The sequence below is a fragment of the Pseudoalteromonas holothuriae genome, from assembly GCF_945859825.1.
GTDB lineage: Bacteria > Pseudomonadota > Gammaproteobacteria > Enterobacterales > Alteromonadaceae > Pseudoalteromonas > Pseudoalteromonas holothuriae.
This window is the reverse complement of sequence record NZ_CAMAPC010000003.1, coordinates 285,215-311,796: the sequence shown is the minus strand read 5'-3', so window position 1 is coordinate 311,796 and position 26,582 is coordinate 285,215. Positions and strand designations below refer to the sequence as shown.

At 40.4% G+C, this 26,582-nt stretch carries 19 protein-coding genes; 14 read left to right on the top strand and 5 right to left on the bottom strand.

What is annotated here, in order from left to right; translation table 11 throughout:
• Nucleotides 1-303 precede the first annotated feature (303 nt).
• A complete protein-coding gene (locus tag OCI93_RS05630) occupies nt 304-951 on the bottom strand; it encodes a response regulator (RefSeq protein WP_261593749.1) in 648 nt (215 codons plus the stop codon).
• Complete coding sequence (locus OCI93_RS05625; RefSeq protein WP_261593750.1) at nt 944-2,050, bottom strand: sensor histidine kinase; 1,107 nt, start codon at nt 2,048-2,050, stop codon at nt 944-946. Before OCI93_RS05625 ends, OCI93_RS05630 begins: the two co-directional genes overlap by 8 nt.
• Nucleotides 2,051-2,217: 167 nt before the next feature.
• Here OCI93_RS05625 and OCI93_RS05620 point away from each other — a divergent pair, with 167 nt between their 5' ends.
• Complete coding sequence (locus OCI93_RS05620; protein WP_261593752.1) at nt 2,218-2,958, top strand: hypothetical protein; 741 nt, start codon at nt 2,218-2,220, stop codon at nt 2,956-2,958.
• Nucleotides 2,959-3,470: 512 nt separating this feature from the next.
• The gene (locus tag OCI93_RS05615; RefSeq protein WP_261625972.1) at nt 3,471-4,514 is read left to right on the top strand and encodes a hypothetical protein; all 1,044 of its coding nucleotides are present in this window, start codon (nt 3,471-3,473) and stop codon (nt 4,512-4,514) included.
• A gap of 151 nt (nt 4,515-4,665) precedes the next feature.
• On the opposite strand, the gene hemH is transcribed toward OCI93_RS05615, so the two are convergent.
• Nucleotides 4,666-5,685, bottom strand: coding sequence for a ferrochelatase (gene hemH / locus OCI93_RS05610; protein ID WP_261593754.1), 1,020 nt, complete (start codon nt 5,683-5,685; stop codon nt 4,666-4,668).
• A 335-nt stretch (nt 5,686-6,020) separates the two neighbouring features.
• On the opposite strand from hemH, the gene OCI93_RS05605 reads away from it, so the two are divergent.
• The gene (locus OCI93_RS05605) at nt 6,021-7,571 is read left to right on the top strand and encodes a methyl-accepting chemotaxis protein (protein WP_261625971.1); all 1,551 of its coding nucleotides are present in this window, start codon (nt 6,021-6,023) and stop codon (nt 7,569-7,571) included.
• Between the two features lie 222 nt (nt 7,572-7,793).
• On the opposite strand, the gene nosR is transcribed toward OCI93_RS05605, so the two are convergent.
• Nucleotides 7,794-9,149 carry a response regulator c-di-GMP phosphodiesterase, NosR family gene (nosR, locus tag OCI93_RS05600; RefSeq protein ID WP_261625970.1) on the bottom strand — a complete coding sequence of 452 codons (1,356 nt, stop codon included), beginning with the start codon at nt 9,147-9,149 and terminating at the stop codon, nt 7,794-7,796.
• Nucleotides 9,150-9,236: 87 nt separating this feature from the next.
• Between nosR and OCI93_RS05595 the strand changes: the two genes are divergently transcribed.
• From OCI93_RS05595 to OCI93_RS05560, 8 genes are all read left to right on the top strand, one after another.
• Nucleotides 9,237-10,349 carry an HDOD domain-containing protein gene (locus OCI93_RS05595; protein ID WP_261625969.1) on the top strand — a complete coding sequence of 371 codons (1,113 nt, stop codon included), beginning with the start codon at nt 9,237-9,239 and terminating at the stop codon, nt 10,347-10,349.
• Nucleotides 10,350-10,360: 11 nt separating this feature from the next.
• The gene (locus tag OCI93_RS05590; protein ID WP_261593758.1) at nt 10,361-10,906 is read left to right on the top strand and encodes a heme NO-binding domain-containing protein; all 546 of its coding nucleotides are present in this window, start codon (nt 10,361-10,363) and stop codon (nt 10,904-10,906) included.
• The gene (locus OCI93_RS05585) at nt 10,907-11,866 is read left to right on the top strand and encodes a sensor histidine kinase (protein ID WP_261593759.1); all 960 of its coding nucleotides are present in this window, start codon (nt 10,907-10,909) and stop codon (nt 11,864-11,866) included.
• Nucleotides 11,867-12,626: 760 nt separating this feature from the next.
• Nucleotides 12,627-15,749, top strand: coding sequence for a glycosyl hydrolase family 18 protein (locus OCI93_RS05580; protein ID WP_261625968.1), 3,123 nt, complete (start codon nt 12,627-12,629; stop codon nt 15,747-15,749).
• Nucleotides 15,750-15,792: 43 nt separating this feature from the next.
• A complete protein-coding gene (locus tag OCI93_RS05575) occupies nt 15,793-17,229 on the top strand; it encodes a lytic polysaccharide monooxygenase (RefSeq protein WP_315942792.1) in 1,437 nt (478 codons plus the stop codon).
• Between the two features lie 108 nt (nt 17,230-17,337).
• Complete coding sequence (locus tag OCI93_RS05570) at nt 17,338-19,797, top strand: glycosyl hydrolase family 18 protein (protein ID WP_261625967.1); 2,460 nt, start codon at nt 17,338-17,340, stop codon at nt 19,795-19,797.
• A 191-nt stretch (nt 19,798-19,988) separates the two neighbouring features.
• On the top strand, nt 19,989-20,207 hold the full coding sequence (locus tag OCI93_RS05565; protein ID WP_261591214.1) for a DUF2798 domain-containing protein: 219 nt from the start codon (nt 19,989-19,991) through the stop codon (nt 20,205-20,207).
• A gap of 422 nt (nt 20,208-20,629) precedes the next feature.
• On the top strand, nt 20,630-21,328 hold the full coding sequence (locus OCI93_RS05560) for a substrate-binding periplasmic protein (protein ID WP_261591215.1): 699 nt from the start codon (nt 20,630-20,632) through the stop codon (nt 21,326-21,328).
• Here the strand turns inward: OCI93_RS05560 and OCI93_RS05555 are convergent.
• On the bottom strand, nt 21,305-22,822 hold the full coding sequence (locus tag OCI93_RS05555; protein ID WP_261625966.1) for a phospholipase effector Tle1 domain-containing protein: 1,518 nt from the start codon (nt 22,820-22,822) through the stop codon (nt 21,305-21,307). The two genes, OCI93_RS05560 and OCI93_RS05555, sit on opposite strands and share 24 nt — an antisense overlap.
• 125 nt (nt 22,823-22,947) lie before the next feature.
• Between OCI93_RS05555 and OCI93_RS05550 the strand changes: the two genes are divergently transcribed.
• From OCI93_RS05550 to OCI93_RS05540, 3 genes are all read left to right on the top strand, one after another.
• Complete coding sequence (locus tag OCI93_RS05550) at nt 22,948-24,894, top strand: RecQ family ATP-dependent DNA helicase (RefSeq protein WP_261625965.1); 1,947 nt, start codon at nt 22,948-22,950, stop codon at nt 24,892-24,894.
• Between the two features lie 69 nt (nt 24,895-24,963).
• Nucleotides 24,964-25,377 carry a hypothetical protein gene (locus OCI93_RS05545; protein WP_261591218.1) on the top strand — a complete coding sequence of 138 codons (414 nt, stop codon included), beginning with the start codon at nt 24,964-24,966 and terminating at the stop codon, nt 25,375-25,377.
• 11 nt (nt 25,378-25,388) lie between these two features.
• Nucleotides 25,389-26,579 carry an anhydro-N-acetylmuramic acid kinase gene (locus OCI93_RS05540; protein ID WP_261591219.1) on the top strand — a complete coding sequence of 397 codons (1,191 nt, stop codon included), beginning with the start codon at nt 25,389-25,391 and terminating at the stop codon, nt 26,577-26,579.
• Nucleotides 26,580-26,582: the final 3 nt, after the last annotated feature.

Genomic DNA, 26,582 nt, shown 5'->3' with positions numbered 1-26,582 from the left:
GACCAATTTCATTAACACATTGATCATTCTAGTGAACTCAATGGCTCATGTAGAATAACGATATACCGAAATTTCTGCCTTGTTACTAAGCCGTTTATCAGTCGCAAGATATTAACATTGGCGTTATTAGCAAATGGGCATGTTTAAAAACTAAAATAGCAACATAACATCAACGCAAAGTAATATAGTTATTCATTAAGCCAGTTCCTTCCTATCATTCGGTATTATTACATGTTTTCGTTATTTTATAGTCTTTTAATACGAGTTATGGCTAAAACTGTTGGTTTAAAGGTATTTACATTATTAATCTTGATTCAATAGTCCCATTTCTAAGGTTTTGAGTATCGCTTGCGTACGGTCTCGTACTTCGAGTTTACTCAAAATATTAGACACATGGTTACGAACGGTGCCTTCGGCTTTAAAAATTTTGGCTGCTATTTCTTTATTAGATAAACCAGACACCATCAATTTTAAAATGTCTATTTCTCTGTCAGTGAGCAATGGCATGTGAGTTTTAACTGGTTGACGCTTAGCTTTTAAAAGCTGCTGAGTTAACTCATTTTGTAGAACGATTTCGCCTGCTTGCACTCGCTCAATAGCGTCAACAAGTTCCTCAAGAGATACGTCTTTAAGTAAGTACCCACTTGCGCCGGCTTCCATTCCTCCGAGCAAAAAGTTGTTCTCGTTAAAGGTAGTTAAGATTAAGAACTTAATCTGACTTTGATGAGCTATCGGAGCGTTAAGTACATCAAGGCCTGAGCCGTCTTCCATGCGCATATCTAGCAGCACAATATCGGCATCTACACTTTTTTGTGATAGCAGCTGTAAAAATGCGTTACCGCTACTTGACTCGCCTGTCACGCTGATATTTTGAGTCAGTTGTAACAGTGAGCGCATGCCTTGTCTTATTAGGGATTGGTCATCAACTAAGTGTATTTTTATTTTATTCATAAGGTACTCTAATGGTGATCTTCAGCCCTTGTATAGTTTTATCTATACTCAGCCGCCCTTTTACTTGTGTTACTCGTTCTTGCATGCCTGTTAATCCATTGCCAAAATTGATGTGTCCTTTAACTTGCCCATTGTCTGTAATTGTTAGTAAAAGGTCTGAATTGTTACGATGTAAAGCAATATTTATTTCAGAGGCAGTTGGAGCATGTTTCAGCGTGTTAGTGATAGCTTCTTGAGTGCATTTTAGTATGCATTGTGAGATATCTATCGGAACGTGATCTATGGTCTGAGTGATGTCAATATTAACGACTAACCTTGGCGTTTGCTTTGCTAGCTGTATTAAGCAGGTAACTAAATCAAAGCCAATATCATCGCGATTATCGCTGACAATTATTCGTGTTGTACCAAGTGCTTGTTTTGCTTGTTCGTAGCAGGCTTGTATTTGTGTTTTTTGCTCATCAGAGCAGGTGCGCCTTGCGATATCTAAATTAATGATAAGTGATGTTAGAGAGTGCCCCATTTCATCGTGTAAATCTCTAGCTAAGCGCAGGCGTTCATTTTGTGCAGCTGCACTACCTAGCAGTTGCTGTGTTGCCTCTAATTTGGCATTGGTCAACGCCAGTGCTTCTTTGGCGCTGCGCTCACTTATCATACGTTGAGTCATCACTAGAGCAAAAAAGTGAAATGCCATGAACATGCCAGCATGAGACCATTGCCAGCCTGTTTGCCAATAAAGTGCATGGCAAACTAGAAATAAGCCATGGATGAATAATATGTAAATATAACAAAGCGTTACAGGAGCATAAAAAGCGAAAATAGAGCAAAACATAACGCTGTAGATGAGTGCGATGGCTAAAGGTGATACAAACATCAAGCTGAAAATAGTACTAGCAAGTAGCGTGAGAAAATAGTAGCGAATTTTATAGCCAAAGTATGTTGATTCGTTAATGACCAGCAATGTGAGCAGTAACACTACACCGTGCATGGCATATTCAATGTAATTTATCCCAAGCCTAGATGTATCAAACAAGCTAGATAGTGCAACAGCTGCCCAAGTAAATATGACGGTTAATAATGAGCTTAGGGGGTAGTTAAACACTGATCTTTGGCCTTTTTTTTCATTATCATAGCGATGTTCTATTTAGCTTACCAGCCTAAAATGTAGAGTCATGACATTTGTCATAGTCAGGATATGACATTCGTGACTGTGCCAATTTGAGCGCTTTGTGTAACTTTGTCTTATAAATTTTGATTGAGGACAAAGTAGTGGAATATATACATAAGTTTGTGGTTTATACGCATATAGTATTAGGAAGTTTTGCTTTGGTGTTATTTTGGATACCTATCATTGCAGCTAAAGGTAGTAAAACACATAATCGATACGGGCATTACTATAATTGGGCAATGTATGGAACATCAATTTTAGGCGTTATTGCTTGTATTTTAGTACTTATCGACCCTATGAGTGTTAAGCCAAAAGTGTTCGCTGATACACTTGAGCAAGCACAATATATCAAAAATAGCCGTATATTTTCATTGTTTTTACTGATGCTTTCCCTTTTGGTATTAGTTTCTATTTATCACGGTGAGCGGGTGTTAAAAGTTAAAGCGAATAATGCATTATTACGCACACCATTACACTTAGGGTTATTAATATTATTGGCTGTCACAGCACTTGTTTCAATGGTGCTGGGTGTTATGCACTCTCAAACGTTGCTAATGATATTCTCTGGTGTATCACTTATGGTAGTAATTGGGAATGTTCGTTATATCTTCACGACTAAACTAAAACCCAGAGCTTGGATTATTGAACATTTAATTGCAATGTTGGGCTCAGGTATTGGCGTATACACCGCATTTTCAGCATTCGGTGGGCGTCATATTTTTAGCTATATACTAGGTAATGACATGGTATTTTTAAGCTGGATATTGCCATCGGTAATCGGTGTGGTGTCGATTTCGTGGTCTAGACGCTATTTTGAAAAGAAGTTTAAAGTGGTGAAATAAATAAACAAGTACAAAAGAATCTCTTAAGACGTTTTTTATTCATATCACTAGGGGCTGTTGATCTTTGAGGTATGAATTTTGTTCAAATCAAAGGCTTTCATTACGCGAAATGAGTAATGCAGCATAATAATTTATGTCAGTTGCGAATGACAAAGTAGTGGAAGCCTTTGGTTGAACCCTTTGGGCAGCGCCATCCGAGCATTTTTTCTACGTTATCACCTGACTTACATAGAATAACTATGCGACGCAGGTTCTGCCTTGCCAAAATACCCGAATGACTGCTGCAAAAACACACAGCAAAGATCAACAGCCCCTAAGCACAGTGAAATAATATGAAGAAGTACATGATGTTTTTTCATGCTTGATTTTTATACAATAAATTGCGCCAACTACTTTACTACCTTATGGTTTGTACTTGCAAAAGTAATTTATTTGGGTAGTAACAACCATTTACTTTTGCTAGGCGTGCATGTTTATGCATAGGAAACAAACAAATGTAAAGGGATAGTTTAATGACATTTCAAGAACGAATAATAATATTATGTGTATGTGCAATCACAGCGACATTACATATAAACCAAGCATTAGCGGCACCTCATATTTCAGAGCACGTAACCGATGATACTCAAAATGCTATTAAAAACAGCTTTATCAATGATAAAGCTGTATTAGGCAACTCGACTCAATGGACAACATTGGTCAATTGCAGTAATGACTCTGAAGCTTTAATCAAAGCAATAGAATACAGTCGATGGGCAACGCAACTGCGCCGGTTTACTATTACGGGGGCATGTTCCGGACCAATTGTTATACAAAAACGCAATATTGAAATTAGTAACGATGATCAGCAAAGTGGTTCTATTGTGTTAAATTCCAATGTTAGTGCGTTAGAAGCAGTAAAAATATCAAACAGTACGGTTGTGTTACGTGATGTTGGAATAAGTGTTGAGGCAGGTACGCGAGCGTTAACGGTAACTGCAAATAGTACTGCAACTTTAAGTAATTTAACGACCGATGCAAAATCTTTAACGAATGACCTGCTGTACCCATTTGTTATTACAGATAATAGTACGGCCTATATTGGTGAAACAACCAATACAGGCTTTGAAGTATCAGGCAGTGCAGTCGCGCAGTTTAATGCTGGAAATGAAAAAAATACGCTCAATATATTAGATACATCAATGGCACGTTCAAATGCTCAAAATCAATTTTTGACGGTGCAAGTCTCTGGTAATGGTTATTTCTTAGCAGACAATAACACACACATTGATTCATTGATGATATGGAGTAAAGCGGCGGTTGATGTTAATCGTGAAAGCTCCGTTGGCCAGTTGCAAATGGGTGGTCAAACATTGTTTGCAGCATATCGTAATTCATCAATTACAGGGCCTTATTTTTTATATGGAAATGTGGTGTTTGAACTTGAACATTCAACTGCGAGTAATTGGGTGAGTGTAAATAAACCTCAATCTATTTTGACGGGCAATAATGCGACCGTAAATGGCACACTGTATCCATCTTGGTCATGGCGTGGGCAAGACGGCAGTGAACTTTAGCCGTTATTACTTATCAGGTGAGTACCGCCAGCAAAGCGTCCTTAGACCAATAGTAATTTAGATAATCGGCTTTAAATTGGTGTTTTGATTTTAAAACACCAATTGTATTAAGTGTGGATTGTGTGGTTGTAAATCAACCGCTCTGTTCACATTACAAAAGCGGCTCTATCACATCAAATAAAGCATTAATATGATCATCTCTATCATTTAAAGCGGGAATATAACGATACTTTTCTCCGCCAGCGTGTTCAAAAATCTCACGATTTTCTTCTTCCAGTTCCTCAAGTGTTTCTAAGCAGTCAGCGCTAAAAGCGGGGCTAACAATGGCAATATCTTTAATACCTTGCTCTGGGTAACTTTCCAGTGTTGCATCAGTGTACGGTTTTAACCATTCAGCTTTACCGAATCGACTTTGGAATGTGGTTTCTACAAGAGATTTATCGAGTCCAAGTTTCTCAACCACCAATCTCGTCGTTTGTTGACACAAACAGTGATATGGGTCGCCATTATCTAAAAACTGTTTAGGCATGCCATGGTATGAAAAAACCAGCTTTTGTGGCGTGCCGTTGGTTTGTAAATCTTCAGCAATGGAGTTTGCCAAAGATTCTATATACAAATCGTTTTTATGATAGCCATTAATAAAATGAAGCTCAGGCACCCAACGCCATTTTTTTAATACGTTGGCAACAGCATCAAATGTTGAACCTGTAGTTGGGCTCGAATATTGAGGATAAAGAGGCAAAATGATGATTCGGGTTAGGCCTTTATCGCGCAGTGCTTCAAGTCCAGCTTCAATTGAAGGGTTACCATAACGCATTGCCAGAACAACTTCGGTATTGCTAAAACCTTGTTGCTTAATAAGTGCTGCTAGCTTGTCTGTTTGCTGCTGTGAGATATGGATTAAAGGTGAGCCATGCTCGGTCCAAACACTTTGATAGGCTTTGGCTGATTTTTTTGGTCTTACTCGCAAAATAATACCATGCAAAATCATTAACCAAATTAGCCTTGGGATCTCAACAATTCTCGGGTCGGATAAAAACTCAGCAAGGTAGACTCGCAGGGCTTTTGGTGTTGGGGCGTCTGGACTACCTAAGTTGGTAACTAAAACCCCTGTTTTTTGATTAAATCGCCCATCATGAGGGTTATCAGTAATTGCTGAAAAACGTGACACACACGGCTCCTTTGAACATTGAGTAGCATCTATAGTGATGAGGCAGCATATCAAAAGGCGCTGCCTGAGTTAATTTTACAAGATTATCAGTACGTTCGTAACTGTTAACTCGATCTATAATTGATACCAGCTAAAGTAAAATAATGCAAAACCGCTAGATTAAGTACCTTTATCGGATATGCAAGCACATAAATATGATAATTTTTATACATTGGTCTGGTTTTTTTTAGTTTTTGGCTAAATCTATTTGCATAGATTGCAGCGGCACAGTACCTTTGGCGCCACTGCGCAGCGTCATGCGTTACATGCTTAAATTAAATGTATAGAGAGGGTGTATGCGACTCAATCAACCTATAACACAGCAGCAAAAACATTTTGCATCTGATGTGAAACTGGTTTCAGTAACTGATCTACAAGGAAAAATTGTTGATTGTAATGAGCATTTTATTGCTATAAGCGGCTTCACGCGTGAAGAGTTAATTGGCCAAAATCATAACATTGTCCGTCACCCCGATATGCCCCCAGAGGCATTTGCTACTATGTGGAAGCAGTTAAAAGCAGGCAAGCCTTGGATGGGTGTAGTTAAGAATCGTTGTAAAAATGGCGATTTTTATTGGGTTGACGCCTACGTAACGCCAGTAACCGAAAAAGGCAAAGTGGTGGGGTATGAGTCGGTTCGTCGCTGCCCTGATAAAGACACAGTCGCACGTGCGCAAACACTGTATAGTAATTTATTGAATAAAAGAAATAGCAACTTTAAATGGCCAAAACTGCGCGTGCTTTGGCCTATGTCAATGTTGGTAGTTGGGATCTTGTTATGGGCGTTTAGTTTTGAAAGTATTGCATTTTTCTGGGTGCTTATTAATAGCGTAAGCATTAGTAGTTATAACCTTTGGAGAGACAGTGAGCAGCTTAAACGCTTAGAGCAGAGCCTTGAGCATAGCTTTTGTGATGAGGTTGCTACGCAGGTTTACTCCACCTGGGGTGGTAAAATGGCCAGCATTCAAGTGCGAATGCGTAGTGAACAGGCACATTTAGATACGGTGATCACGCGGATAGAACATTCAGCTAAAGAAGTAACATCAGGCTCTCTTCAGGCACTTGAAAAAGCAGGTGAAAGTTATAAGTTACTGCAAAATCAGCAGTTAGAAACTGAGCAAGTAGCGACTGCAATGAATGAAATGAGTACTACTATTAATGATGTCTCTGGCAGTGTACAAATTAGTGCGGAGCATGCACAAAGTGCTTTATCTATGGCTGATGAGAGTGAACGTATAACACAGTTGACCAAGCAAGCGATTGAAGCTTTGGGTCAGACGGTTCTGCAAATCAGAGACTCGGTTCTTGGCGTTTCTAAACAAACAACGCGTATTGCTGATGCTGCCCAAATTATTGAGCAAATCGCCGATCAAACTAACTTACTGGCGCTAAATGCAGCTATTGAAGCAGCGCGAGCTGGTGAACAAGGCCGTGGGTTTGCTGTGGTTGCCGATGAAGTTCGTCACCTCGCACAACGCACACAAGAATCTACCAAAGAAATTCACACCATTATTAATGAACTCAGTGATAGCACTCAAAATGCGGTTAGTATTGCTCAACAAGGGGAGCAGGAGTCGGTATCTGGTATTGATCAATTAGCTCAAAGTACCGATATGTTAATGCAAATACAACAAGCGGTGCGTCAAATTCATGATATGTCGACACAAATAGCCACTTCAGTTGAAGAGCAGGCGGCTGTGTCTGATGACATTAATCAACAGGTTGTGAATATTGCGAGCCTTGCAAATGATAGTTTACACAGTGCTGATACAGTGAAGCAAGTCAGCGCTGAATTAACGGATGTGGCAAGTGATATGTATGAACTTGTCGTACGTTTTAGGCGCTAGCAACTAACGTATAGTATATTATTTACCTTACTTCTTCCTTCAAGGTCGCGATCACTTAGCCGCGAAGCTCATGATTTGCGACCTGATAATACCGCTATACGATTTGATACAAGTGCCAGCTAACCCGCTGAGGTTTGATATTTTTCAGCTAAGAAAAGGCAGCGGATTGTTGACTTCGTTGATTACCATTTTACTGAGTATAATTGACGGGTCATAAGGCGCTTAATGTGACGTCGACTCACTACTTAAGCCGTGACTTATCATCAATCTAAATGGTGTCGGCTTGTGTTGTTCAAGCTGCTTGATTTTAGCAATTGATGTGACTGTAAAAATATGCCCTTTGGGCAGTAGCATAATGCCTTGATGGTTGTGGACAGCAAGGCCAAGTGTCATACCCGGTTCTAGCTGCTCGCTGCTGACAATTTGCATGGAGCCTGCGTGGTCGTTGTGTTGTTTATGGAGCACTTTAGCACTTGCTTCTAATGCATTGACTACCTTTGGGTTGTAGAGATGCTCACTGAATGCTTTGATATGTGACAAAGCATCTGATTGTTTGTCTGCGTCATTTTTATGGTTTTGGGCAAAATATTGCCAATAATCCCTAGCAACAGCGAGTATTTGAGCACATAGTGGGATTTCCTTATCTTTTAAGCCCTTGGGAATACCTTCACCATTGTATTTTTCAAATTGATGATAAATTGCCTCTGTCACATCATTTAGGTGCTGAGCTGGCATAAGCATTAACTGAGCAGTTGCTGGATGGGTATAAAAGAGCTTTTTTTGTTGGTCTGACAACTGGTTAGTGGGTACTTTATACAGTTCTGGGTCCATTGCAAGTAGACCAACCTGCGCTAAAAAGCCTGCCATGCCAGCCGTTTGAATAGCCTTTGTGGGTTGTTTTAATTGCTTTGCCATTAGCCGACAAGTTTTGGCAATGTTACTTGCTAATTGCCCATCTATATATGGGTTTGCGTTAATAAAGTTATATAAGAGTTCAACAGTAGCCTTATGCTCATTCTGCTCATGCTTATGGGCTATCTCAAGTTGCTTTAATACCTGTCGAATTTGCTTGGTACGTTTGCTAACCAACTGTTCAAGTGAGTGATTAAGCTCATGAAGCTGCTCATTTTGCTCTAATATATGTGCATGTAGATGTGTGTTGTGCTTAGCAAGTCTATATTTTTCAGCTGCTTGCACTATTACTTGGACGAGGTGTTCATTTTCCCATGGTTTATTTAAATAAGCATGGATCTTAGCCTGATTAATTGCACCAATAGTGGCTTCTATATCCGCATAGCCAGTTAACAAAATGCGTTGCGTGTTGGGGGCTAGTTCTTTTACTTTACTTAAAAACGCGAGGCCATCCATTTTTGGCATGCGCATATCACTGATGGCAACTTCAAATTCGTGATTTTGTAAAGCTTCAATTGCCTGTGTAGCACAGCTGCAAGTTACCACCTCTATTTTGTGGTGATTTAATAGGCGAGATAGTGCGCGTAATACACTGGCTTCATCGTCAACACAGAGTACTTTTGCTGGTATTTGTTCTTGCGTTTCAAGTGTTGGTATATCTTTCATAAAAACAGTGGATTACAAATTTATGTATGTAAATAAATTTAGACTAAGCTGACTATATATACAACTGAAGTAATGGAGGTTTAGTACATGAGTGTGCAAACGATATACATTTTATTAGTGGATGATGATGAGTTGTTACTTAAGGCACTATCGCGCTCGCTCAACCGTTTATACGAGCACATTATTATTGTGTGTTTACAGCACCCCGAAGACTTAGAAAACTGTATATCAGAGCAAGGTGAGCCAGATATTATCTTGTGTGAGGAGCAATTGATTAGTCAATCAGGACATGATGTTTTATCTCGTGCTAAAGTATTATGCCCGTGTGCAATACGCTGCTTATTTAGCGCTAATGCGCAGAAGGAATATCAATGGCTGGTAGATAACACGATTCACTTTCATTTGATTAAGCCATTTACACACGCACATTTAAAGCAAGTTATAGAAAATACGCTACTACTGAAAGCGTTACCTTTAGATAAGATAACGCGTGTTAAGCTCGGACAAATCCCAGGCTTGCCGTGTTTAACCGCCAGTGTCTCTGAGCTACTTGAGGCACTCGAAGAGCATACGCCTAATATGAATAAGTTGGTGGAAATGCTAAATCACGATCCTATGTTAGTAAGTAAGCTATTACAAATTGCTAACTCTGCGTTTATGGGGTACCAAAGTATTACTAGCGATGTTAAAGACGCGGTTGTTCGGATTGGTTTTGTTGCACTTAAAGCGTTAATTACCTGCTATGAAACTTCACATTTATTTATCAATAAATTACAGCAGTCAAAAATTGAATCGGTGATCGAAAGCGCATTGCAAAAAGCATTAATGGCAAAATCGCTTAGCCACTATTTAAAGCAAGACAGCAAATTGCAACAAAACTTATTTGCTTGTTGTCTACTCAGTGCGGTTGGGGTATTAACAAAAGAGTGTGTGTTAGAAAGTTCCAAGAACATTAACTCGGTGTCTTGTTATGCTTTAAGTGCTTACTTATTAACGCTTTGGGGTTTTGAAAGCGAACTGGTTAGGGCTCAATTGGTGAATGACGTACCTGAACAGTCTGAATTATCTTTAACTTTGTTGCATGCGATAGTGGAGCAACTAACCTTAAATAAGACATTTGATTTAACGCCAGATTTGCAAGCTCATTTGCTCGGTTTTGGGCAGCTTGAAGTGATATTAGTTTGGTATGATAGTTTATAGGAAGGTAAAGGATGAAAGGTATTGTATATAGAGGACTAGAAGAGCTGGTCATTGAAAACCATGGAATGGCAGCTTGGGAAGCTTTATTAGATAAGCATGCGCCAAAAAATAGAGTGTATATTAGTGCTCAAAGTTACCCCGATGAGGAACTTTTCGCTATGGCCAACGAGGTTGCAAGTATTTTAAACAAACCGTTAGTGGATGTACTGCGTGTATTTGGAGAGTATTTGTTTGGCTATCTCATCAAAAAACACAGTCGTATTTTAGAGCAGTTTGACGGATTTCAATCACTTATATTGGGTATAGATTCAGTTATACATGCTGAAGTTGCCAAATTGTATAATGAACCTAACCTGCCTCAAATTAGCTGCGAGCAAATTGATGATAAGCATATTTTGCTCAATTACTGCTCTGTAAGAAAGTTGTGTTTTTGCGCTGAAGGGTTGATTTACGGTGCAGGTGCTCACTATGGTATGAAAACGCAAATTGATCATCAACAATGTATGCATGACGGATATGAGCAGTGCCGCATGTTGCTTACCTATGAAGGACAATAAATGACTAAGCAAGCTGAAGACTATTACCGAGCGTATCTGAGAGAAAAGCAGGCTCGGGATGAGTTAGAGCATTTATTGGAGGAAAAAACGCGCGCGCTTTATGAATCTAATCAAGCACTAGAAGAGAAAATACTGCAGCTGCAAAATCAGCAAGCAGTGCTAATGCAAGCTGAGAAAATGGCGACGTTAGGCACTTTATCAGCTGGTGTAGCACATGAAATTAATAACCCACTCGCATATGCGATGAGTAATTTAGAAAGCTTAAACTATGTAAAACCCGTTTTGGGTGGTTTATTGTCTGTTAGCAAGGACTTCATAGCGAAAGAGATAAGCAACGATGATTTTATAACAGAGCTAAAGAGGTTGAACCAGCAACAGTCGTTTGGTTTTTTAATCACTGATATGGATGAGTTGCTCGATGACGCACAAGATGGTTTGCGCAGAATAGGTGCCATTGTTAAAAACCTGCTGAGCTTCGCACGGCCTAAAAATAATTTATTAGCAATGGCGGATATTTCTAAGTCGCTAGAAAGCGGGCTGAAGCTATTGAATAATCAATTAAAAAACACCCACCTAATCTGCCATGTTCAGCCTATACCTTTGAGCTATTGTAATTTGGCTACATTGAACCAAGTAATTGTTAATCTATTACTTAATGCAAAGCAGGCTTGTGATGGTAGAGAACAAAAAGCGGAAATTGTTGTAAAACTGTTTAGTGAGCGTTCATTTATTTATTTGAGTGTTGAAGATAATGGCTGTGGGATGAGTGAAGAGACGATTAAACGTATTTTTGACCCTTTCTTTACCACAAAGCCAGTTGGTCAAGGCACAGGAATGGGCATGTCAATTGTGTATTCCATTATTCAGGAGCACCAAGGCAGAGTGCTCATTGATAGTACTGTTGGAGCCGGGAGTAAGGTTGTTTGCGAATTACCTATATTAGAAGAGACAGATGAGTAGTCGGTATTTGCATGAGGGCCATTTTTTGATGTTGTTTATAATTGGCTCAAGTGAACAATGAAATAGCTCATGTGGTATTGACCTTTATCACCTATTCTTTAAGGGGGATTTTTAGCATTTTAAGTATTTTTTTGAATAAGTAGACTTAAGAATGGTCAGTAGTGGTATTTATCACCTTCACATTGTAATTAAACTCGCTTATTTAGACTATATTACCTCAATTATCACTTCACTCAGTTTTAATCTCAAATATTTAGCTTGTCTTATACCCATATATATACAATATTTTTGTTATTAAGAACAAAAGCGAATATTAACAACCCTTACACATAACGTTAACGTAAACGTAAGGATGAAAATTGCTATAATTGTTTATAGCAAAAAAAAATGCCTTATATTTTTTTTGCATATGCAAACGCAGCTTATTTTGGATTAGTTTATTTATTGTATATCGATAAAAATAATTTTAAATATGACAGAAAAATGTCACAACCAACTGTTTTTAAGTATTATTTTTTTCTTTTTTCACTGTTTGTATTTATAATGAAGTGAATGCATTTCATGTTATTACTGAAAATAACGGGATGGATAAGTACTAGTCGTATAAATAAATTTATACGAAATTATTACTAATTTCTTGGCTTTCCCTTATTACTCAAGGTTGAAAAGTGAACAATGCGTGATTGACGCCCTTTATTTATGTGTTAGCTTTAATATTAATTTGTTAAACAAAAGTTACATGTAAAGGTTGGAGATAATCATGAGTTCACAAAAAATACTCAAGTCGGCGCTAAAATTGAGCGCCTTGTCTTTGGGTTTAATGGGGGCGCAATCGTATGCTTACGATTGTACTGGTGTTCCGCAATGGAGTGCAGGAACGGTATCCACTGCAGGCAAGGTTGTTCAGCAAAATAACGCAGCTTATGAAGCTAAATGGTGGAACCAGTCAGAACCAGAAGCAAACTCTGGACCATGGCAAGCTTGGTTGAGCTTGGGTGATTGTGACAGCGTTGTCATTAATAAAGAACCAAAAATCAATCAATTAAGCCCTTTGGATGGTTCTGAATTTATCGTTAATGACAGCGTTGCCATCACTGCTAATGCGACAGATGATGATGGTAGTGTGGCACAGGTTGACTTTTACGTTAATGGCTCCCTTATTTTGACGGACACGTCAGGAACAAATGATAATTTTGAGGCATCTTGGAGTGCTGTAGAAGGCACTCACACTCTCTCTGTTAAAGCAACCGATAATGAAGGCGCAGTTTCAAGTATGCTGAGTCATCAAATTATTGTTAAAACGGATACCCCCGTTAACAAAGCACCTGTTGCAGTGCTTGATATTGTTAATATGCCACCAGAGTTGGTTATTGGGTCCAGTGTCGAATTTGCATTGTCTGGTACCGATGACGATGGCTCAGTCAACAAGTTGAGTTTTGCGATTAATGGCACTGAAGTAGCTGCAACAAACGGTTCCGCTACTGAACATACTTGGCAAGCAACCGAGCTTGGTCAAGTTACATTTACGTTGACTGTTACAGATAACGAAGGTGCAACGGGGCAGATCAGCAAATCAGTAAATGTGGTTGACCCCACAGCAGATGCAGATGCATGTCGCCCTGAAGGTTTGTATCAAACACCGGGTGTTAATACACCATATTGTACAATCTACGACCAAAATGGTCGTGAGATTATGGGACCAGATCATCCTCGTCGTGTTATCGGCTACTTCACAAGCTGGCGTAATGGTGCAAATGGCCAGCCAAGTTACTTGGTAAATGATATTCCTTGGGACAAAATTACGCATATTAATTATGCATTTGCTCATGTAGATGCCAACAATAAAGTGTCAATAGGTGACCCAACTGCCGCAGGTAATCCTGCAACCAATATGGAATGGCCAGGGGTTGCGGGCGCTGAAATGGACCCTTCATTACCATACAAAGGCCACTTTAACTTACTTAATAAATATAAAAAGCAACACCCTGATGTTAAAACGCTTATCTCAGTCGGTGGTTGGGCTGAAACTGGTGGCTACTTTGGTCCTGATGGAAGTCGGGTTAATAGTGGTGGTTTTTATACTATGACGACCAATGCCGATGGTTCAGTGAACCATGCTGGTATTAATGCTTTTGCTAAAAGTGCTGTTGAGTTTATTAAAAAATATGGTTTTGACGGCGTAGATGTTGACTACGAATACCCATCTTCTATGGATGACTCTGGCCATCCGGATGATTTCCCAATTTCAAATGCACGTCGCGGCGGTTTGAATGCGTCTTATCAAATACTGATGGAGCGTTTGCGTGAGGAGTTGGATAAAGAAGGTGAAAAAGATGGCAAGCATTATATGCTAACCATTGCCTCGCCATCATCAGGCTACTTACTCCGTGGTATGGAGACGTTCCAAGCAGTCAAATATTTAGATTACGTAAACATCATGTCTTATGACTTGCACGGCGCTTGGAATTCACATGTAGGTCACAATGCTTCATTGTTTGATACTGGGGAAGACTCAGAGCTTAAGCAGTGGAATGTATACGGAACTAAAGAGTTTGAAGGAATTGGTTACCTCAATACAGACTGGGCAGTACGTTATTTTAGAGGTTCAGTATCTGCCGGTAGAATCAATATTGGTATTCCTTACTACACGCGTGGTTTCCAAAATGTACAGGGCGGTACAAATGGTTTATGGGGGCAAGCTGCTTTTGCTGACCAAGCGAACTGTCCTCCAGGTACAGGTAAAGGTGATCAGAACAAGTGCGGTAATGGTGCCGTTGGTATCGACAACTTGTGGCATGATAAAAACGACGTTGGTTTAGAAGTACCTGCAGGTTCTAATCCACTTTGGCACGCTAAAAACCTACAGCAAGGTATCATGCCTAGTTATGCCGAGATTTATGGTTTAGACCCCGCAAACGACCCTGCTGATCAACTATCTGGTACTTATACTCGTCATTATGACTCTGTAGCTGTCGCCCCTTGGCTTTGGAACGACCAGAAAAAAGTGTTTATTTCTATCGAAGATGAAGAGTCAATGGCAACCAAGGTTGATTACGTTATCAACAATGGACTCGGCGGTATTATGTTCTGGGAGCTTGCGGGCGACTTTGACTATGATGCGGCGAAAGGCGAGTATTTTATGGGCTCTAGCATGACCTCGCTTGCTTACGATAAATTTAATCAAAGTGGCGCTTTGTATGATGTAAACCAGGGTAATGCGAACTTCCAGTTACCTGAAAAGTCAGTAGATGTCAGCTTTACTGCCAAGGACTTTCCATTGGGAGATGCCAACTACCCAATTAGTCCAACATTTTCGTTTAAAAACAACTCAGGAATTGATTTAACGGGAGCAAAGATATCGTTTGATGTACCGGTATCTACCTCTGCAATCTTTAAGTCTAACTGGAATGCGACCGAAAAATTGAAAATGGCGGTTGATGCAAACGGCTCTAATGCTGCGGGTAATAACATTGGCGGATTTGAAAATGAATTCCACCGTTTCTCAATTACCCTTGTGAATGAATGGGGCAGTGTTCCTAAGTCATTTGCACCGGGTGAGACGGTTAACGCACAAGTAATGTACTACATGCCAATTTCTGGACCCATCAACTTTGTTGCTGAAAAAGACGGTAAGAAGTATGCGTTTAAGTTTGAGTACCCTCAATTGCCAGAGGCAACACCTGGAGATGGTGGTGGTGACCCTGTGACTACTTGTAAAGGTAAACCAATTCAAGACATTGTTGTATATCCAACATTACCTCAAGGCACACATGCCGCAGGGGGGGATTTAGTTCGCCAAAATCAAGCTATTTATCAAGCTAAGTGGTGGACAAATAAAGCACCTGAAGGCAGCAGTGATTATCAGAAGGTATGTACCTTGTAATTGGCTTGGGCAGCTCCGGCTGCCCAATTAAGGAGGAATAGCAATGAACAAAATGTTAGTTAAAACCCCTTTGCTCGCAGCAACCATCAGTACCATATTATTGAGTACGCTGAGTTATAAAGTGAATGCTCATGGTTTTATGGATTTTCCTAAAGCGCGCCAATCTTTTTGCGAAGCGCAAGGTGGATACTGGTGGCCAGAAGATGGTTCAAATATTCCAAATTTGGCATGTCGAGCAGCCTTTTTAGAGTCGGGTTACGTACAGTTTATTCAAGAGCATGAATTTTCGGTCAACACTGCTAATTATAATGATCAAGCGGCTGTTGAAGCAAGTGTACCCGATGGAACTTTATGTGCTGGTGGCGATAATGCAAAACGAGGCGCAAACTTACCGTCTGCACATTGGCAAAGCACGGAAGTAACCCCTAATGCCAATAATGAGTTAGCCGTGCGTTTTAGAGCCACAACACCCCATAACCCTAGCTTTTGGAAATTTTATATCACTAAACCTGAGTTTAATCGCGCAACCGATGTTTTACGTTGGCAGGACTTAGAGCTCGTCACAGAGCTGGGTAATGTTGATTTTGTTAAAGACCCCGATGGTAAGCGTTTTTATGAAATGAAGGTGTCGATACCTCAGGATCGAGTGGGTGATGCGATTTTATACACTCGTTGGCAGCGTATTGATGTTGTGGGAGAGGGGTTCTATAACTGTAGTGATATTACTATTGTTCGTGACACCGGGCCAATTAATTGGACGAGCGCGGGCTTTTATATTAATCAGGGACAACAGGCAAACGTTGGCGATACTGTGTGGGCGCGTGTATTTGACGGAACGGGGAAAGAACAGGTCAGTACATCATTAAAAGTTACCGATTTTAATGTGGGTAACTGGGCTGAGCAATTAGCACAAATGTTGAACCTAGATCATGCCAGCGTTATGCAAGTGGGCATTAAGCAAGGCAATGGAAAAATCGAATTTGACCCGCAGAACTTACTGTCAAATGAGGTGTTTGTGAGTAATGAAAATTACACGTATAACCTCACGGTTCAAGCCGCACCAGATAATACGCCACCTAAAGTAAACCCTACAGAACCGCTGTTTATAGATGAACTTTCGACTACAACACTCCATGTTCATGCTTTTGATGATGAACAGCAAGATTTGAGTTATCAATGGCAGTTACCAAACGAATTATCATGGACAGGTACAGGCTCTACAATTGAAATTACGGCCCCTGAAGTGTCTGCAGATAGTGAATACAGTATCACAGTCACGGTATCTGATGGTCAGCTAAGTACATCTTCACAAATATCAGTGACTGTAAAGAATGTTGATCAATCTCAGTACCCTACTTGGAGTCAAAGTAGCACTTATGTAGGCGGAGATAAGGTTTCCCATAACAATAAAAACTACCAAGCAAAGTGGTGGACTCTAGGTGAAGAGCCAGGTACTGCCAGTGTTTGGTTAGAGCTATAAGTAATACGTATTACCACAGCGTGATACGTTGAATAAAGATTTATTTTGATACAACAATCATCCTCCATAATTGGTTGGATACAACATGTAAATAAGGTTGAGAAAGTTATGAAAATTAAACAGTTAACGGTCGCTACGGCTTTAGCCATGATGTCAGGTTCAGTACTTGCTGCACCTTCAACACCCAGCTTAGACTGGAAGCCACAATTGTATTCTTTTGTTGAGGTAAACCTAGATGGTCAAGGGTCATATAAAGATTTAGTGAAAGCAAAAGAGCAAGTAGATATTAGCATCAAGTGGAATGCTTGGAGCGGTGCTGGTGGCGATGGCTATAAAGTTTATTTTGATGATATGTTAGTTAATGAGGGTACATTAACGGCTGGCACAAAAAGTGGTGTTATTGAATTTCCATATAATAGCTCAGGTCGTCATACTTTGTATCTTGAACTATGTGAAGGTCAAACTTGTGCACGTAGTGCCGGTAAGCAAATCGTAATTGCTGATACTGACGGTGGTCACTTAGAGCCACTGCCAATGAATGTTGATCCAAATAACAAAAACTTTGGTACTAACCCAAGCTATGTGACTGGTGCATACTTTGTAGAGTGGGGTATTTATGGTCGTAACTTTGATGTAACACAAATCCCTGCGCAAAACTTATCTCATTTATTATATGGCTTTATTCCAATTTGTGGCCCAAATGAGTCATTGAAAGAAATAGAAAATGGCAATAGCTGGCGTGCACTGCAAAAGGCGTGTGCGGGTTCATCTGATTATGAAGTTGTGATTCATGACCCATGGGCTGCTGTGCAAAAAGCGCTACCTGGTGTTGACTCTAAAGACCCAATTCGTGGTACATATGCGCAGTTAATGGCGCTGAAGCAACGTTACCCAGATCTTAAAATTTTACCATCGGTAGGTGGTTGGACGTTATCTGACCCATTCCATGGTTTTACCAACAAGGCTAACCGCGATACGTTTGTCGCATCAATGAAAAAATTCCTAAAAACATGGAAGTTCTATGATGGTGTTGATATTGACTGGGAATTCCCAGGTGGCGGCGGTCCAAATGGTGACTTAGGTGACCCAGTAAATGATGGCCCAGCCTATGTTGCGCTTATGCAAGAACTTCGCGCTATGCTTGATGATTTAGAAGCTGAAACCGGCCGTCAATATGAGCTCAGCTCAGCTATTGGTACTGGCTACGATAAAATTGAAGATGTTGATTATCAAGCAGCTTCACAGTACATGGATTATATCTTTGCCATGACTTATGACTTTTACGGTGGTTGGAATAACGTAACGGGCCATCAAACTGCGCTTTACTGTGGCTCTCACATCAGCACAGATGAATGTAATGGTACTGGTGTTGACGATAATGGTGAACCGCGTAAAGGTCCTGCATATAGCACGCACAACGCAATCCAGTTACTACTTGCACAAGGTGTTGATTCTAAGAAATTGGTTGTGGGCGCAGCTATGTATGGTCGTGGTTGGGAAGGCGTTATGGAACAAAATGCGACTATTCCAGGTAATCCAATGACTGCACCAGGTAATGGTAAGTTTAAAGGTTCTACATCACAAGGTGTGTGGGAGCCGGGTATTATGGATTATAAAGGCATAGTAGCTAATTTATTAGGTCCAAATGGCACGGGTATTAATGGTTTTGAAGTAGGGTATGATGCGCAAGCAGAGGCGGCTTATGTTTGGAATCGTAGCAACGGTAAGTTGTTGACTTATGATAATCCTCGCTCTGTTGAGGCCAAAGGTGCGTATGTTAAAATGAACGACTTAGGTGGTTTATTTGCTTGGGAGATTGATGCTGATAATGGTGATATCTTAAATGCAATCCATGAAGGGTTAGCGGGTACAGTACCACCAAATAGAGCACCAGTGGTATCAGTAGATGGACAAGTGTCGATTGCTAACGGTGGCACAGCAGTTGTTACTGCGAGCGCAACGGATGCAGACCGAGACCCATTAACTTACAGCTGGACTGCTGATGCAGCATTAAGTTTAGCAAATGCAAATAGTGCGAGTGTGAGTGTAACTGCACCTACTGTGACAACTGATACAAATTACACCCTAACAGTGACAGTGTCAGATGGTACGGTATCAGTATCAAAAGGTGTAACAGTTACTGTAAGTGCAACATCAAACAATGCACCTGTACTTGACCCAGTTGCAAATGTAACAGTAGAAGAAATGGCGAGCATTAACGTCAATGCAGTGGCAACAGATGCAGATAATGACACGCTTACGTATACGTGGAATGTACCTGCAGGTCTTACTTTATCTGGTTCTGGTGCGAGTGTAAGTTTAAGTGCTGGTGAAGTATCGCAAGATACGACTTACACCGTTTCTGTGTCGGTGTCAGATGGTACTGCAAGTGTCTCTGAGTCATTCCAAGTAACGGTTACCGATACAACCGGTTCTGTCGATACATGGGAGCGAAATAAAGTGTATGTTGGTGGTGATACTGTTGTGTATGGTGGTAAAGATTATCGTGCTAAGTGGTGGACTCGCGGTGAAGAGCCAGGTAAAGCCCTTGTATGGCTAGCCCTTTAACTCTTAGCTGTAGACTTTAATAAAGTTGACTCAAGGACGAGCACAGCAATATACAAAAGTGAGCGTCAATCGATGTTATCGGTTGACGTTTTTTGATAAGCGCAAATATTTGCGAGTCATAAGCGCAAAGGCATATAATCATCGTCCTGAGATTTTACTAACGTAAGTCACTAACCTAGGGCACAGCGCATATGCCATCTTTAAAATATCGAATTGTTTTTACTGTTTTATTATCATTTTTTTTGTCTATCTTGATGACCTTATGGGTGACCTACATTAACTTAGGCTGGAGTGAACACTTTTTAGCTGATTGGGCAAAGGCTTTTTTATGGGCGTGGCCAGCCGCGGCAGTTATTTCATTTTTTAGTGCGCCAATTGCTCAAAAGTTAACAACTAAATTACTACCCTAATCATACTTCCATACCTGTATTTTAATTGAAGTGACTGCTTAATCTACCGTATAACTTATGTAGAATAACGGCATACGGGATTTTTGCCCTGTTATTAAGTTATTCATCTATTGCAATTGGTATAACTCAAATCATTTATCATCCAATGATGATTTTTCTTTCAATATTAAGGCGCTTTTATGCAGTAATAGCTGGCTATTACAAGACCAAGCAACGCAGATAGAGGGTTAAGCTTTATTGGGAAAATTCGCTTATCCAAGGCTGAGGTTACTTATAGTGGTAATATTTTTGTATTCTTCCATACTCAACTGAACGTACTTTATTTCGGTTGATGTATTAATTTGTACTATAGATTTTATCTGCTTTTGCTATTGCTTGTTACTTTTCAATGTATTAGTTGCGAACGCACTTACAAAGTAGGTGTGGGTACTGCTTGGCCGCCCTATGTGATGTATGATAATGAGCGCTTTTACGGTATGGATATAGATGCAACGCAAGCAGTTTTTAATAAAGCGGGATTGTGTATCAGCTTTATTAGGCTCCCCTCATCAGCTAGAGGCATCACTGAGTTAGAAAGGGGGTTTATTGATATTCTTCCTTCAGCCAGTTATAGCGAGCAACGAGCCGCGATAGCTTATTTTAGTACGCAATATAGACGCGAAAAAATGCGGCTTTTCACGCTTAGTACGATGGATGAGGTCGATGATTTATCTGAACTATTTATTCAAGGCTATCTGTTTACTGCAAATCCTGGGGCGTACTATGGTGAGGAGCTAGCAAATATATTGCGAATTGAGCGTTTTAAAGACAACTACTTTGAAGTAGCAAGCTTGTCGCAGCGCATGGAATTAGTTCGCCGTGGTAGGGTAGACTTTTTGATTGAAGATGAGGCCAGTGGTATTTATTACAAGCAGCAATTAGGGTATGAAACTCTTCGCTTGCACCCTTATATTATTCACGATAACGGTGTTCATTTTATGCTCAGTAAAGGTGCGTTTAGCGTAGAGCAAATTGCTAAAATAAATAAAGCAATAGGTGCAATGTCTGAGCAATTAAAGGTCATAGAACATAAATACCTTACTCAGAGAACTGAGCAATTAACCCAGTCGCCTCACTTCTAGTTCAATAGCACCTCGGTTTAAACCATAATCGCAGTTTATATCGTTCGCGAACGGAGTAAACTCTCCATGCTGGTTAATTTTAATATCGCCACCTCCATTGAGTGAAAATGCTAACCTATCATCTGCATTAATGCACCCAACCAGCGAAAACCATGGACGGCAGGGCAAGCGTTTATAGGGTTCCATCATTTCTATTGGCAGCTGTTTTACGCCCACCTTTCGGTTATCACGGTGCCAGCCGCTAGCACTCACTTTAACGTCTTTATCAAACCACACTTGAGGGTCAACCGGGTTTATACGGTAGGTTGCGCCTTTTTCAAGCCAAAGGCCGGTATGGTTGTATGCTTCACACGCAAATACTTTTAGGTTCATTTGCTCGCCTACTTGTAAAATATTCAGCTGCTGAGTCGGTAATTCAATATGTGGATTTATACCTATGCACTCAAGCATCTCGCCATTGGCATACTCTAACCTATGGGTAAGACCTTTTAATGATTCAGGACGATAACTACTGTGGTTATAAACACGCTTTGCCACACTATGGTGAATAATGGGGGTCATGTTACTAATTTGGTTATCTTGCATTACAACACACAGTCGATGCGTTGCTTTAAAGTTAATGTTGCCCCAAAAATAGTCATGTTGGTGGCTTGGAGCGAGGGCATCAGGTTTGATGGCTAAATCATCTGCATCTATCAGTAAGTTGCCATCATGGGGTAATAAGCTGGCGTAGTTAATTTGCTCACGGGTTAGTATATCGATATTGATAGGTTGTATGAGTAACCATTCAAGTGTGTAGCGTAGACAAATGTCGGATAATCCACTGCGATAAAAGCCACCGCCTATGTCAGAGTGGCTGCCTGCAAACCACACTTCATGCACATTGGGTGCATGGTTAAGTAAGGTTGCTTCAAAAACTCGACGTTTATCATCAAGACTAACACAGTGAAGTGCAGCGGTTACATTTTCAGCCACATCATGATTGGCAAATATAACATGCTCTGTTCCGCAAGTCGCTTTGGTTATTTTACTAAAGCCAATAGAAGCTATTGTATCGAATACACATAAAAACACGTTGTTGCTGATATGTTTTTCTAAGCATTTTGCAAAGCGCCTAGCCAATGCTGCACCACGGCTAAAACCAATCAGTAGTATTTGGTCGCCTTGTTGGTAATTATTTTCAAAATCGCTCATCGCTTGTGACAAAATACTGGCCACATCACTATTTTGAGGTGCAAGGACTTGGTTTAGTATTTTTTTAACGGCACTGCCTTGGTTGCCTATTCCGCTATAGTAAAAACAGGTTTGATGCGTAAATTGGCTTTGTGCCTGTGGGTGTATACGACCACCGAGTAATAGATGTAGTTTAAGAACGTTGCTTATTTCACAATCTTCTTTAAACTGCTCGGCACTATATTGCTGTGCATCTCGAGGTTCGCTACCAGTGCCGTCAAAACTAAAAACCAATAGTGAAGGACTAGATGAATTAGACATAGCTTTCTCCTCTTATACACAGTGATGACATTGCCAATAAGCATGAAATTGGCGTATTAATGTTAATGCTAAACACAAAATATGATACTTTTAAGTCAAGTAATTACACCAATTGAGGCCACACTATGGAGCATGGACAGCCGTTGCTAGAAAGCTTATCGCAACATTTTGGTTTTGCCAGTTTTAGACCGGGACAATCGCAAACTATTTCACAATTGTTAGCCGGGCACGCTTCATTGGCTATTTTCCCAACAGGGTCAGGAAAATCTTTATGCTATCAGTTGAGTGCTTTACACCTGCCACATTTAACTTTAGTGGTGTCTCCATTGTTGGCGTTGATGCAAGATCAAGTGCTCTTTTTACAAAGTAAAAACATTGGTGCAGCGACACTCGACTCAAGCCAGTCAACTCAGCAAAGCCAAGCGGTGATGCAAGGAGTCAGAAGTGGTGAAATTAAAATACTGATGGTGTCGGTAGAGCGCTTCAAAAATGAACGTTTTCGTGAGTTTATTAGACAAATCAATGTGTCGATGATGGTGGTGGATGAAGCACACTGTATTTCAGAGTGGGGTCATAATTTTAGGCCTGATTATTTAAAACTGCCGGATTATCGTAAAGAGCTTAATATTCCACTGGTATTATTATTAACTGCAACAGCGACAAAAAAAGTAAAACTTGATATGGCAAAGCGCTTTGATATTTTGCCACAACATATAGTACAAACAGGGTTTTATCGGCCCAACCTAGATTTATCGATAATGAGTGTTAGCGAGCATGATAAATTGCCTCAATTACTGCAGCTTGTACGCGCTCAACGTGGTGCGGGTATTGTGTATGTCACTTTACAACAACAAGCTGAGCAAGTAGCAAAACAACTAAAAGCATCTGGCATAAATGCGTCTGCATATCATGCGGGTTTAAAAGATGATTTACGTACCACAGTACAACAGCAGTTTATGGCCAATCAAATTCAAGTCGTGGTTGCCACCATTGCCTTTGGAATGGGGGTTGATAAAGCAGATATTCGTTTTGTGATACATCATGACTTACCCAAATCGATAGAAAACTACAGTCAAGAAATCGGCCGTGCTGGACGAGATGGCGAACTAGCTAAATGTACTGTTTTGGCAAACTTAGACGGTGTTGCCACCGTTGAAAACTTTGTTTACGGCGACACGCCTGAGCGCAGCGGTATAGAGTATGTTGTTGCGCAAGGTTTGCAAGAACAAGTCAATGGCAAGTGGGAGATACAAGAGCTACCTCTATCTAAAGCGAGCAACATCCGTATTCTGGCTTTAAAAACGCTGTTAGTGCAATTAGAAATATTAGGTGCCATTAGCGCAAAGTATGCGTATTACGCCGATTTTAGATTTAAATTTGTGACGATTGAATCGAAGTTACTGAGTCAGTTTGATTCGACAAGGCAGGCATTTTTAAAACAAATTTTTGCACATACTCAGTTTAAAAAAGTATGGGGTACGGTAGATATGCAGTCTCTTGTGCAATCTGGTGCTGATAGGCAAAGAGCCGTTGCCGCCCTTGATTATTTACACCAGCAAGGTTTGATTGAGCTTGAAAGTAAGCGCATGGTGCAGGTTTATGGGGTAAATCAGCAGGTATTGTCACAGCCTGAATTAGTCGACAACTTGTACCACTACTTTAAAGACAAAGAACAGGCAGAATTAAAGCGCATCTCCTCGATGCTGCGCTTTTTTGAGCTTTCTAAGTGTTTGAGTGCAAACTTAGCCTATTACTTTGACGATTCTCAGGTACCAAGCTCATGCGGACATTGCAGCGTGTGTAGAGGGCAAGTCGCAAAATTAACGCAAAGTAACGTTCGGCAGATGCCAGATGATGATGCATTACGCGCTTATGTTTTTGCTATGCAAAAACATTTACGACAAGGTGATATTACGATAAGCAAAGACACGATTATTCGATTTTTAGCTGGTGTTACTACGCCGTTTATAAGTCAATACAAGTTAAAGCAACTACCGGGCTTTGCTTGCTGTGAAGGTCTTCGTTTTATGCAAATAGCCGATAAAGTGAATCAATTAGCTTTGGGTGTATAAAAAACCATAGCCTGTGTCCTAGTTGTCATTGATAATACATTTGATAGTTTAATATTGAGGTACAAAGCAATGAAATTACCCATACTCTTTAGCCTATTATTGTTAAGCGGGTTTACAGTTGCACAAGACCCAGTTTATACATTTGATAGTGCGATAGCTAAAGTGCCAGAAAATGCCTTTACCAATAATGCACGGCAATACCCTAAAAATGGAGACTTTATCATTCAGGGCTACTACCCGATGAGCACTGTAAAAGGGCAGCGAGCTGCTTTAGTTACTATTAAGAACACCAGTACAGGTAAGCGCTTTTTTGAGCCAGAACATGTTATGGCACTCTTTGCAGATGGCTCGCGCCATTCTCCCTTAATGGGTGATGATAAATATTCATTACAAGCGAGTGAAACGTTTACTCTAACGCTTGAATTTGGCCGCTACGACTACCCCATCGTCAGCGTGTATACTTCTAACAATAAAAAAGAGTAACGTTACGACTTATGCACTCACATATAAAAAAGCTTTATCAAAGTGCGACAAAACCAGAACGACTGATCATCGGCTTAATGAGCGGCACTTCGTTAGATGGCCTTGACGTTGCATTGTGCCGTGTTAGTGGCAATGGGCGCGGTACAGAGCTTACTGTGCAAGCGTTTACCACTTGTGATTACCCGCAGTCTGTTAAAGATAAAATAAGCCAAGTTTTTGCTAAACAAACCGTGAATCTTGAGTATTTAACTCTACTCAACCCATGGCTAGGCCAATATCATGGTCAACTTATCAATCAATGCCTTATGCGCTGGCAAGTTGACCCACACACTATTGATGTAATTGCCAGTCACGGGCAAACCATCTTCCATTGCCCACAACATCAGCATGATTACACTGAATTTGCTAATGCGACATTGCAAATTGGCGATGCTGATCATATTGCTGTTGCAACAGGTATAACGACCATTGCTGACTTTAGACAAAAACATATTGCCGCAGGTGGTGAGGGCGCGCCGCTTGCTCAATACGGCGATTATTACTATTTTGCCAGCAATGAAGAAAACCGTATTTTGCTTAACATGGGCGGTATAGCAAATTTAACTTTCTTACCCAAAGGTGGTCAGCTTGACGATGTTATTTGTAGTGACTTAGGTCCGGGAAATACGCTGATGGATGCTTATATGCGAGCGTATTATGGTAAGCCTTTTGATGAAAATGCAGCGGTTGCAATGCAAGGTAAAGTGAATAGTGCGCTTTTAAATGCGCTGCTCGAAACGTCATTCTTTGCACTAGATTTACCCAAAACAACCGGGCCTGAAGTGTTTAATTTGGCTTTATTAAAGCGAGCACAACGCAATAGCAATACGCTGGAGTTATCGCACCAAGATGTGATGGCCACACTCAGTGCTTTGTCTGCACAGGTTATTGCGAAGCATATTAATGCATTAGCTAAACACTCAACCTCAGTATACTGCAGTGGTGGAGGTGTACATAATGTGTTGTTGATAAATCAAATAAAGAAGCTATTAAGTACACATATTAAAATGCAAAATAGTGATGTTCTAGGAGTTCATCCTGATGCAAAAGAAGCGGTGCTGTTTGCTATGCTTGCCAATGAATGTTTAGTAGGTGAATGTATTGAGCAAAGCGCTCAATCATCAGTGAGTGTAACGATGGGTAAAGTGAGCTTTGCTGATTAGGGT